This window comes from Streptomyces sp. MBT53 (genome assembly GCF_016654115.1).
GTDB lineage: Bacteria > Actinomycetota > Actinomycetes > Streptomycetales > Streptomycetaceae > Streptomyces.
This window is the reverse complement of sequence record NZ_JAEQAZ010000250.1, coordinates 1-10,524: the sequence shown is the minus strand read 5'-3', so window position 1 is coordinate 10,524 and position 10,524 is coordinate 1. Positions and strand designations below refer to the sequence as shown.

At 72.0% G+C, this 10,524-nt stretch carries 10 protein-coding genes and 1 pseudogene; 9 read left to right on the top strand and 2 right to left on the bottom strand.

All coding sequences use genetic code 11. The features are described 5' to 3' along the window. The 3 genes and pseudogenes from JHN45_RS46220 to mmpA form a co-directional block, all read left to right on the top strand. A pseudogene (locus tag JHN45_RS46220) lies at positions 1–221 on the top strand (oxidoreductase); the annotation flags it as partial. 79 nt (positions 222–300) lie between these two features. Further along, complete coding sequence (locus JHN45_RS46215) at positions 301–990, top strand: endonuclease V (RefSeq protein ID WP_200709594.1); 690 nt, start codon at positions 301–303, stop codon at positions 988–990. An 86-nt stretch (positions 991–1,076) separates the two neighbouring features. After that, positions 1,077–1,214 carry a morphogenic membrane protein MmpA gene (gene mmpA, locus JHN45_RS46210; RefSeq protein WP_200709604.1) on the top strand — a complete coding sequence of 46 codons (138 nt, stop codon included), beginning with the start codon at positions 1,077–1,079 and terminating at the stop codon, positions 1,212–1,214. Between the two features lie 221 nt (positions 1,215–1,435). On the opposite strand, the gene JHN45_RS46205 is transcribed toward mmpA, so the two are convergent. Beyond that, complete coding sequence (locus tag JHN45_RS46205) at positions 1,436–1,651, bottom strand: hypothetical protein (RefSeq protein ID WP_200709595.1); 216 nt, start codon at positions 1,649–1,651, stop codon at positions 1,436–1,438. 146 nt (positions 1,652–1,797) lie between these two features. Continuing rightward, entirely contained in the window at positions 1,798–2,976 is a 1,179-nt protein-coding gene (locus JHN45_RS46200; RefSeq protein ID WP_200709596.1) for a trans-acting enoyl reductase family protein, read from the bottom strand. Between the two features lie 86 nt (positions 2,977–3,062). Here JHN45_RS46200 and JHN45_RS46195 point away from each other — a divergent pair, with 86 nt between their 5' ends. From JHN45_RS46195 to JHN45_RS54250, 6 genes are all read left to right on the top strand, one after another. Continuing rightward, positions 3,063–3,458 (top strand): MmcQ/YjbR family DNA-binding protein, encoded by a 396-nt coding sequence (locus JHN45_RS46195; protein WP_200709603.1) that lies wholly within the window; start codon positions 3,063–3,065, stop codon positions 3,456–3,458. A 115-nt stretch (positions 3,459–3,573) separates the two neighbouring features. Next, positions 3,574–4,755 (top strand): CaiB/BaiF CoA-transferase family protein, encoded by a 1,182-nt coding sequence (locus JHN45_RS46190; RefSeq protein ID WP_201055406.1) that lies wholly within the window; start codon positions 3,574–3,576, stop codon positions 4,753–4,755. Positions 4,756–4,766: 11 nt separating this feature from the next. Further along, positions 4,767–5,981, top strand: a complete 1,215-nt coding sequence (locus JHN45_RS46185) for an acetyl-CoA C-acetyltransferase (protein ID WP_200709598.1) — start codon at positions 4,767–4,769, stop codon at positions 5,979–5,981. A 41-nt stretch (positions 5,982–6,022) separates the two neighbouring features. Then, positions 6,023–8,200, top strand: a complete 2,178-nt coding sequence (locus JHN45_RS46180; protein WP_201055405.1) for a 3-hydroxyacyl-CoA dehydrogenase NAD-binding domain-containing protein — start codon at positions 6,023–6,025, stop codon at positions 8,198–8,200. A gap of 105 nt (positions 8,201–8,305) precedes the next feature. Beyond that, positions 8,306–9,937 (top strand): thiamine pyrophosphate-binding protein, encoded by a 1,632-nt coding sequence (locus tag JHN45_RS46175; protein ID WP_201055404.1) that lies wholly within the window; start codon positions 8,306–8,308, stop codon positions 9,935–9,937. A gap of 80 nt (positions 9,938–10,017) precedes the next feature. Beyond that, positions 10,018–10,524 (top strand): IclR family transcriptional regulator (locus JHN45_RS54250; RefSeq protein ID WP_201055402.1); only part of this gene is annotated, 507 nt, incomplete at its 3' end.

Here is a 10,524-nt window from a genome sequence, read left to right as displayed (position 1 = left end):
CCACCACCCCGCCGCCCGCCTACCGCTCCGGCGCGACCTGGCTGCCCCACAGCCGCTCCACCGCCCTCGCGGTCGGCCCCACGGGCACGGACGTCACGACCGACGCCGGCCGCACCTGGAAGACCGTCGACACCGGCTCGTACGACACCGTGGACTGCGCGGCCGACCTGGGCTGCTGGGCGGCGGGGGAGAAGGGGCGCGTGGCGCGGCTGGAGGACTGAGGGTCGTGGGCGGTGCGGCGAGTGCGGCGCTTTTTTGATGGCACCCGCCGCCGAAGATCCCCGTACGCTCGGCACCACCATGACGACCGTACGCATTCCCGCGGGCTGGCCCGCGACCGAGGAGCAGGCCCGCGCCGTCCAGGACGAGTTGCGGGAACGGGTGGTGACCGACGAACCGGGGCCACCGCCAAGGACCGGGCACGTCACGGGAGTCGACGTCGCCTACGACGACGAGCGGGACGTGGTGGTGGCAGCGGCGGTCGTGCTGGACGCGGCGGACCTCACCGTCGTCGCCGAGGCCACCGCCGTCGGCACGGTCTCGTTCCCGTACGTGCCGGGCCTGCTCGCCTTCCGTGAAATCCCCACGGTCCTGGCCGCGTTGGACGCGCTGCCGTGCCCGCCCGGCCTGGTCGTGTGCGACGGCTACGGCCTGGCCCACCCGCGCCGCTTCGGCCTCGCCAGCCACCTCGGTGTCCTCACCGGTCTGCCCACGATCGGCGTCGCGAAGAACCCCTTCACCTTCACCTACGACGACCCGGGCGCCCCGCGCGGCTCCGCCTCCCCGCTCCGTGCGGACGCCGAGGAGGTCGGCCGCGCGCTGCGCACCCGCGAGGGCGTGAAGCCGGTCTTCGTCTCCGTCGGCCACCGGGTCACCCTGGACAACGCCTGTGCCCACACCCTCGCTTTGACCCGGGAGTACCGCCTCCCGGAGACGACCCGCAGGGCGGACGCGCTGTGCCGGCGGGCGCTGCGGGAGGCCACCGCCTGAGTACGCGGGGCGAGTTGGTACTGAGTACCTGTTCTGAGTACTTGTACGGATGTGGCCGGGCCCGGGTGATCGGCAGGCTGTGCCGCATGACAACGCACCGTTCTCCGAAGCCCGTTGCCCACCCGAGCCAGCCGATCGAGCGTGCCGTGACGATCGCGCTCGTCCTGTCCGTGGCGGCGGGCCTCGCCTGGATCGGCGGGATGATCTACACGCTGTGGCCGTGAGCCGGGCGCACGTGCGGGGGCGGGAAACACACGAGCCCCACACCGCAACAACAGGTGTGGGGCTCGGACTTGAGCGCCGGGCAGGCCTTGCACCTGCATCTCCCCGCAGGAAGCGGGGCATCTTTCCTTGGACGACCAACGCGTAACCAGGCTCCGGGTGTTCCGGCGACCGGCTCGTGATCAACTATAGACCATCCCGAGGGGTACTTCGAACTCCCGGATCAGCGGGGCCAGTTGGAGGCAAGGCGTTCCGCGTCGGCGTGCCACCAACGTGGTGGGGGCGGGCCGACGGGCTCGGCGGTGGGCTGGTCCGGATGCAGTCCGAGGCGTCGTAGCGCGTCGGCGCGCACCCGGATGTCGAACCAGCCGTGCCAGTGGCCGTCGGGCCCGGGGCCGCAGGCGAGACCCCACCTCAACTCGTCCTGGGCGAAGGGCATCCAGTCGATGCCGCGCTCCCGCAGTCAAGCGCGTGTGGCCGCCCACGGAGAGAGGCAGCCGGGCACGTTCTCGTAGGCCGCGACAGTGATCCAGTCGGTGTTCGGCGTCTTCATGGCGTCCATCGTTACACGCGGAACCGGCATCCTCACCGGGTCGCCGCCACCCGGAACACGATGCCCGCGGCGCGGAGTCGCTCGATGAGGGCGTTGCCCAGCGCGACCGCCGTCGTCACCTGGCCCGCGGTGGGCGGGAGTTCGTCCAGAGCCAGGGAGAGGGCCGCCTCCGCGAACATCTTCGCCGTCTCGTCGTAGCCGGGGTCGCCGCCCGCGACCTCGGTGAAGACGCGTCGGCCGCCGCCCTCGCCCACGAACTTCACGGAGAACCAGCTCTTCGCGCGCTTCTCCGGGCTCGGTCCGTCGCCGGGCTTGAGGCGGTCGGACAACCAGCGCCGGGCGGGCGGGAGTTGAGCGGCGGTGGCCAGTGCGCCGACCGCCGTGACACCGCCGAGCGCCACGGGGAGGTGTCGTACGGCCGCATAGTGGCGGTAGCGGAAGTCGGGGCCGTAGCGGTCCAGGGCCTTCGCGGATCGTTGAACGATCTGCGGGTCGATGGTCGGCAGGGGGACCGCCCAGGAGCCGACCTCCCCGGCGAACCGCGGTGCCCCCATGGGTGCTCCGGTTCGGCGTCCCACCAGCCGCGGTTCGTGGCGTCGCCGGTCCCGCGCGGCGGCCAGCACCTGCCTGCCGCGCCCGAGTTGGGTCAGTGCCGTGGCGAACGTACCGCCGGAGAACATCGCGTCGGCGGTCACGAAGCCGTCCACGGTCAGGGGCACCCCCTCCGGCAGCTGCTGGACGGTGAAGTACGCCCCGAGGTCGTGCGGGATCGAGTCGAAGCCGGCCGCGTGCACCAGGCGGGCGCCGGTCTCACGCGCGCGTGCGTCGTGCCGGACGTACGTCAGGTCGACGAACTCCGGCTCACCGCTGAGGTCGAGATAGTCGGCGCCGGTGTCCGCGCAGGCGGCGACGAGATCCTCGCCGTAGCGGACGTAGGGGCCGACCGTCGTGGCCACCACGCGCGCGTGCTCGGCGAGTTCGCGCAGGGAGGCCGGATCGGACACGTCGGCGCGCAGGACGCCCACCGTCGTGCCGCCGGGCAGCCGTTCGCGCAGTCGCTTCAGTTTCAGCTCGTCGCGGCCGGCGATCGCCCAGCGCAGCCCCTGGGGCGCGTGCGCGGCGAGGTACTCCGCGGTGAGCGCGCCGACGAAGCCCGTGGCTCCGAAGAGCACGATGTCGTAGGGACGGTCCGTCCTGTTCAGCCTGCTCATGACACTCCTGGGTCCCGCAGCCCGCGCCGCTGTCGGTGGCTGAGGCTAGCGTGAAGAGTGCGGAGCCCGACGACGAGCCCGGAGGTATGCAGGTGGCCGTGCCCAGGAACGCCCTGAAGAAGTGGGCGAAAGTACGTGAGTTCGCCCTCGGGCTGCCGGGTGCCACTGAGGAGTTCCCTTGGGGCGAGAGTGTCGCCAAGGTCAACAAGAAGGTGTTCGTCTTCCTCGGTGTCGACGACGGCAGCTACCCGCTGGCCCTCACGGTCAAGCTCACGGACGAGACCGCCCACACCCACGCGCTGACCTCGCCGGGCGCCGAGCCCGCCGGCTACGGCCTCGGCAAGGCGGGCTGGGTGCGGATACCGCTCGCCGAGCAGGGCGCCCCGGCCGCCGAGCTGTTGTGCGACTGGGTGGAGGAGAGCTATCGCGCGATCGCCCCGAAGCGCCTGACAGGCGAACTGGACGCGGACGGCCGTGGCTAGGCGCGGCCGACGGCGGTACTTTGACTAAGCGCTTGCTCGCTCAGGTCTTGTGTCGAGTGGAACACGTTCTTAACATCATCGGTGTCACATCAGTTGTGTCACAGCTGGGGGCTGGATGACAGCGGCAACGACGCCCGGGCACGGCCCGCTCTCCGGCGTGCGCGTGGTCGAGCTGGCCGGGATCGGCCCCGGCTCCTTCGCGGCCATGCTCCTCGCCGACCTCGGCGCCGACGTCGTGCGCGTCGACCGGCCCGGCGGTCCCGGACTCGGTGTCGCCCCCGAGCACGACATCACCAACCGCAACAAGCGCTCGGTCCTCGTCGACCTCAAGGCGCCCGACGGCCCCGCGCGCGTCCTCGACCTGGTCGAACGCGCCGACATCCTCATCGAGGGCAACCGCCCCGGCGTCACCGAACGCCTCGGCGTCGGCCCTGAGGCCTGCCACGCCCGCAACCCCCGGCTCGTCTACGGCCGGATGACCGGCTGGGGCCAGGACGGCCCCCTGGCCGACCGCGCCGGGCACGACATCGCGTACATCGCGCTGACCGGGACCCTGGGCATGATCGGCAGCCCGGGAGAGCCCCCGCCCGCCCCCGCCAACCTGCTCGGCGACTACGCGGGCGGTTCGCTCTACCTCGTCGTCGGTGTCCTCGCGGCGCTGCACCACGCGCGCGTGACGGGCACAGGACAGGTCGTCGACGCCGCCATCGTCGACGGCACCGCGCACCTCTCCGCGATGATCCACGGCATGCTCGCCGCCGGCGGCTGGCAGGACCGGCGCGCCGCCAACCTCCTCGACGGCGGCTGCCCGTACTACGGCACCTACGAGACCGCCGACGGCAGGCACATGGCGGTCGGCGCCCTGGAACCGCAGTTCTACGACGAGTTCACGCGCCTCCTCGATCTCGCCGACTTCGCCGACGCCCGCCGGGACTGGACCCGTTGGGGCGAGCTGCGCGAGGCGGTCGCGGCCCGCTTCCGGAGCCGTACGCGAGACGAGTGGACCGTGGTCTTCGAGGGCACGGACGCGTGCGTGGCGCCCGTGCTGTCGCTCCGTGAGGCCCCGAAACACCCGCATCTCGCCGCGCGCGGGACCTTCACCGAGCACGGCGGGATCACCCAGCCCGCCCCCGCGCCCCGGTTCTCCGGAACACCCACCTCCGTGCGCGGCGGGCCCGCCCTGCCGGGCGCCGACACCTCGGACGTGGCCCGTGACTGGGACGTCCCCCGGCTTGCCGACGTCGTTGAGGACTCAGGTCGGGGAACACCTCGACGCGTCCTCGAAAACCCTCAGTGAAAGGCTTGGCAGTGAGCACCGAAGCGTATGTCTACGACGCGATCCGCACCCCGCGCGGGCGCGGCAAGGCGAACGGATCCCTGCACGGCACGAAGCCCATCGACCTGGTCGTCGGACTGATCCACGAGATCCGCGACCGCTTCCCGGACCTGGACCCGGCCGCGATCGACGACATCGTGCTCGGTGTCGTCGGACCGGTCGGCGACCAGGGCTCCGACATCGCCCGGATCGCCGCCGTGGCCGCCGGACTCCCGGACACGGTGGCCGGAGTGCAGGAGAACCGCTTCTGTGCCTCGGGTCTTGAGGCCGTCAACATGGCCGCCGCCAAGGTGCGTTCGGGCTGGGAGGATCTCGTCCTCGCCGGTGGTGTCGAGTCGATGTCCCGGGTGCCGATGGCCTCGGACGGCGGCGCCTGGTTCAACGACCCGATGACGAACCTCGCCGTCAACTTCGTGCCCCAGGGCATCGGCGCCGACCTGATCGCCACGATCGAGGGATTCTCGCGGCGCGACGTGGACGAGTACGCGGCGCTCTCGCAGGAGCGCGCGGCCACCGCCTGGAAGGAGGGCCGCTTCAAGCGGTCCGTCGTCCCGGTCCGCGACCGCAGCGGCCTGGTCGTCCTCGACCACGACGAGCACCTGCGCCCCGGCACCACCGCCGACTCCCTCGCCCGGCTCAAGCCGTCCTTCGCGGACATCGGCGAACTCGGCGGCTTCGACGCCGTGGCCCTGCAGAAGTACCACTGGGTCGAGAAGATCGACCACGTCCACCACGCGGGCAACTCCTCCGGCATCGTCGACGGCGCCTCCCTCGTCGCCATCGGCTCCAAGGAGGTCGGCGAGCGCTACGGCCTCACCCCGCGCGCGCGGATCGTCTCCGCGGCCGTCTCCGGCTCCGAGCCGACCATCATGCTCACCGGGCCCGCCCCAGCCACCCGCAAGGCCCTCGCCAAGGCCGGGCTGACCATCGACGACATCGACCTCGTCGAGATCAACGAGGCCTTCGCCGCCGTCGTCCTGCGCTTCGTGCGGGACATGGGCCTGTCCCTGGACAAGGTCAACGTCAACGGCGGCGCCATCGCGCTCGGCCACCCGCTCGGCGCCACCGGCGCGATCATCCTCGGCACGCTCGTCGACGAACTGGAGCGCCAGGACAAGCGCTACGGCCTCGCCACGCTGTGCGTCGGCGGCGGCATGGGCATCGCCACCATCGTCGAGCGCGTCTGAACTCCCCAGCGGCAGCAGAGACTTCTACGGAGAACCCCCTCATGACCGAGAGCACCACCATCCGCTGGGAACAGGACGACACCGGTGTCGTCACCCTCGTCCTCGACGACCCCAACCAGTCCGCGAACACCATGAACGCGGCCTTCCGCGACTCCCTCGCCGCGGTCACCGACCGCCTCGAAGCCGAGCAGGAGTCCATCCGCGGCATCATCTTCACGTCCGCCAAGAAGACCTTCTTCGCGGGCGGCGACCTGCGCGACCTGATCCGCGTCACCCCGGACACCGCCCAGGAACTGCTCGACGGCGGCCTCGCCATCAAGCGCAACCTGCGCCGCATCGAGACTCTGGGCAAGCCGGTCGTCGCCGCGCTCAACGGCGCTGCCCTGGGCGGCGGTTACGAACTCGCCCTCGCCTGCCACCACCGCATCGCCCTCGACGCGCCCGGCTCGAAGATCGGCTGCCCGGAGGTCACCCTCGGCCTGCTCCCCGGAGGCGGCGGAGTCGTCCGCACGGTACGGCTGTTGGGCATCACCGACGCCCTGCTGAAGGTGCTGCTCCAGGGCACCCAGTACAGCCCGCGACGCGCCCTCGACAACGGTCTCGTCCACGAAGTGGCCGCCACCCCGGACGAGTTGATCGCCAAGGCCCGCGCCTTCATCGACGCCAACCCCGAGTCGGCCCAGCCCTGGGACAAGCCCGGCTACCGCATCCCGGGCGGCACCCCGGCCAACCCGAAGTTCGCGGCCAACCTGCCCGCCTTCCCGGCCAGCCTGCGCAAGCAGACCAACGGCGCCCCCTACCCGGCCCCGCGCAACATCCTCGCCGCCGCCGTCGAGGGCGCCCAGGTCGACTTCGAGACCGCCCAGCTCATTGAGGCCCGCTACTTCGTCGAGTTGGCCGCCGGGCAGACCTCGAAGAACATGATCCAGGCGTTCTTCTTCGACCTCCAGGCCGTCAACTCCGGTGCCAACCGCCCCCAGGGCATCGAGTCCCGCCCGGTCCGCAAGGTCGCCGTCCTGGGCGCCGGGATGATGGGCGCCGGCATCGCCTACTCGTGCGCCCGCGCGGGCATCGACGTCGTCCTGAAGGACGTCACTCCGGAGGCGGCGGCCAAAGGGAAGGCCTACTCCGAGAAGCTCTGCGCCAAGGCCGTCTCTCGCGGCCGTACGACCCAGAAGAAGGCGGACACGCTGCTCGCCCGCATCACGCCCACCGCCGACCCGCAGCAACTCGCGGGCTGCGACGCGGTGATCGAGGCCGTCTTCGAGGACACCTCCCTCAAGCACAAGGTGTTCCAGGAGATCCAGCACATCGTCGAGCCCGACGCGCTGCTGTGCTCCAACACCTCCACCCTGCCCATCACCGCCCTCGCCGAAGGCGTGGAGCGTCAAGTCGACTTCATCGGGCTGCACTTCTTCTCGCCGGTCGACAAGATGCCCCTCGTCGAGATCATCAAGGGCGAGCGCACCGGCGACGAGGCCCTCGCGCGCGCCTTCGACCTGGTCCGGCAGATCAAGAAGACACCGATCGTCGTCAACGACTCGCGCGGCTTCTTCACCTCGCGCGTGATCGGGCAGTTCATCAACGAGGGCGTCGCGATGGTCGGCGAGGGCATCGAGCCCGCGTCCATCGAACAGGCCGCCGCGCAGGCGGGCTACCCGGCCAAGGTCCTTTCCCTGATGGACGAGTTGACGCTCACGCTCCCGCGCAAGATCCGCAACGAGTCGAAGCGGGCCGTGGAGGAAGCGGGCGGCACCTGGCCCGGCCACCCCGCAGAGGCCGTCATCGACCGCATGGTCGACGAGTTCGGCCGCACCGGCCGCAGCGGCGGCGCGGGCTTCTACGACTACGGCGACGACGGCAAGCGCGCCGGCCTGTGGCCGGGCCTGCGCCAGCACTTCACCCGCGAGGGCGCCGAGATCCCCTTCGAAGACATGCAGGAACGCATGCTCTTCTCCGAGGCGCTCGACACCGTCAAGCTCCTTGAGGAGGGCGTCCTGACGTCCGTCGCGGACGCCAACATCGGGTCCATCTTCGGGATCGGCTTCCCGGGGTGGACCGGCGGTGTCCTTCAGTACATCAACGGCTACGAGGGCGGCCTGCCCGGCTTCGTGGCACGCGCGCGTGCGCTCGCCGAGCGCTACGGGGAGCGGTTCGCGCCGCCCGCCCTGCTCGTGGAGAAGGCCGAGAAGGGGGAGCGGTTCAGCGACGCGCGCTGACGTGTCGACGTATCGCTGAGCGACACGCCGCGCTTGCCTCGCGGGGACGGGACCCCGACGCTGACCGGCGAACCGGTCACCGGTCCCGTCCCCCGAGGAGCCCCCATGGGTCACCGTCCCGCCCTCGCCTTCCTCGACATCCTGCGCGGCGAGGGCGTGGACCGGATCTTCGGCAACCCCGGCACCACCGAACTCCCTTTCCTGGCAGCCCTGTCGGAGGCGGAGGACGCCCCCGAGTACGTCCTCGGTGTCCACGAGGGCGCCGTCGTCTCCATGGCCGACGGCTACGCGCGCGGCACCGGCCGCCCCGCGTTCGTCAGCCTGCACATCGCCGCCGGGCTCGCCAACGGCCTCATCGGCCTGCTCAACGCCCGCCGTTCGCGCACCCCGCTGGTCGTCACGGCCGGCCAGCAGGACCGCCGCCACCTCCAGCAGGACCCCATGCTCTCCGGCGACCTCCTCGGCCTCGCCCGGCCCGCGGTGAAGGCGACGTACGACATCCAGCACGCCCGCGATCTGCCCCTGGCCCTGCGCCGCGCCTTCGCCCATGCCCAACGGCCGCCCGCCGGGCCGGTGTTCCTGTCCCTGCCCATGGACCTGCTCGCCGAGGACATCGAGGTCGAGGTCCCCGCCCGCACCGCCCCGCCCCGGCCTGGTCCCGCCGCCGGACTCGACCGGGCCGCCGTACTGCTCGGCGGTGCCGCCCGCCCCGCGATCGTCGCGGGGGACGGAGTGGGCCGCGAGGACGCGGTCGGCGCGCTCGTCCTCGCGGCCGAGGCCTGCGGGGCGACCGTCCACCACCAGCCGATGGCCGACTGCCTCGACTTCCCCGCCACGCACCCCCTTTACGCCGGGATGCTGCCACCCCGCCACGACGCGATCCGGGCCGCCCTCGCGCCGTACGACGCCGTCCTGATCGTCGGCGCCCACGCCTTCACGCCCCACCACTACAGCCCCGGGCCCGCCCTGCCGCCCGGCATCACCGTCGTCCAACTCGACTCGGACGCCGAGGAGATCGGCCGCAACTTCCCCGCCGACGCGGGGCTGGTGGGCGCGCTCGCGCCCTCGCTGCACCGCCTCGCCGAGCTGTTGGGCGAGCAGGTCCCCGACCACACCGCCAAGGCCCGTGTCCTGCGCGCCGGGGAACGGCACGCGGCCGAACGGGCCCGTGCCGAGTCCGCCGCCCGCGCCGCCTACTCGGCCGCGCCTCTCGCCCCCTGGGCCGCCGCCCACGCCGTCGCGCGAGGCCTGCCGCCGGACGCGGTGGTCGTCGAAGAGGCCATCACCGTCGGCCTGTTGCTCCGCAGGCTGTTACGACTCGACCGCCCCGGCAGTTACACCCACACCGTCGGCGGCGGCCTCGGCTGGGGCATCGGCGCCGCCGTCGGCCGCTCGCTCGCCGACCCCGGACGGCCGGTCGTCTCGGTCCTCGGGGACGGCTGCGCGCTGTTCGGACTCCAGGGGCTGTGGAGCGCGGCACAGCAGCAAGTGCCCGTGCTCTTCGTGGTGATGGGCAACGGCGGCTACCGCACCCTCCAGGACACCTACAAGGCGATGGGCGGCAGCGGCAGTTGCCCCGGCACCGAACTCGGCGCCCTGGACTTCACGTTGGCCGCGCGGTTCTTCGGGGTCGACGCGGTACGGGCGGAGAGCGCGGACCACCTGCGTGAACTGGTCGCCGGGGTCGACGAGTTGACGCGCCCGATGCTCGTCGACGTACCGCTTCGGACCTCGTAGAGATACCGCTTCGATTGCGGTCGCGACTCACCGTGACCCACACCTTGTCACCCGTACGCGCAAGCGACCACCATCGGTCCATGACGGACGGGCCGCTGCCGAAGTCGGTACTCGCACGCGGGGTGTTGCTGCTCCGCGCCTGCGGCGACGCCGGGACCGCGCTCTCCCTCGCCGAACTGGCCGTGCGCACCGGCCTGCCCAAGCCCACGGCCCACCGGCTGATCGGCGAACTGGTCCGGCTCGGCCTGGTCGAGCGCATGACGGACGGCAGCTACCGCATCGGGCTCGCCCTCTTCGTCCTCGGCCAATCGTCGCCGTCCGTACGGGAGTTGCGGGACGTGGCGCTGCCCTACCTGGGCGATCTGCACGAGGCGACCCACGAGAACGTGCACCTGGCCGTGCCGGACGGCACAGACACCCTCTTCCTGGAGAAGATCACCGGCCGCCGCGCCACCCCGATCGTCTCCCGCACCGGCGGCCGGCTGCCCGCCCACTGCACCGCCACCGGCAAGGTCTTCCTCGCCCAGGACCCCCGCCCACCTCGCCGCACCCTGCCCCGCCTCACCCCGCGCACCCTGGTCCTCCCC

Coding starts and splice junctions, on each gene's coding strand:
- JHN45_RS46215 (WP_200709594.1), top strand. CDS start 301: ATGACGACCGTACGCATTCCCGCGGGCTGGCCCGCGACCGAGGAGCAG.
- mmpA (WP_200709604.1), top strand. CDS start 1,077: ATGACAACGCACCGTTCTCCGAAGCCCGTTGCCCACCCGAGCCAGCCG.
- JHN45_RS46205 (WP_200709595.1), bottom strand. CDS start 1,651: ATGCCCTTCGCCCAGGACGAGTTGAGGTGGGGTCTCGCCTGCGGCCCC.
- JHN45_RS46200 (WP_200709596.1), bottom strand. CDS start 2,976: ATGAGCAGGCTGAACAGGACGGACCGTCCCTACGACATCGTGCTCTTC.
- JHN45_RS46195 (WP_200709603.1), top strand. CDS start 3,063: ATGCAGGTGGCCGTGCCCAGGAACGCCCTGAAGAAGTGGGCGAAAGTA.
- JHN45_RS46190 (WP_201055406.1), top strand. CDS start 3,574: ATGACAGCGGCAACGACGCCCGGGCACGGCCCGCTCTCCGGCGTGCGC.
- JHN45_RS46180 (WP_201055405.1), top strand. CDS start 6,023: ATGACCGAGAGCACCACCATCCGCTGGGAACAGGACGACACCGGTGTC.
- JHN45_RS46175 (WP_201055404.1), top strand. CDS start 8,306: ATGGGTCACCGTCCCGCCCTCGCCTTCCTCGACATCCTGCGCGGCGAG.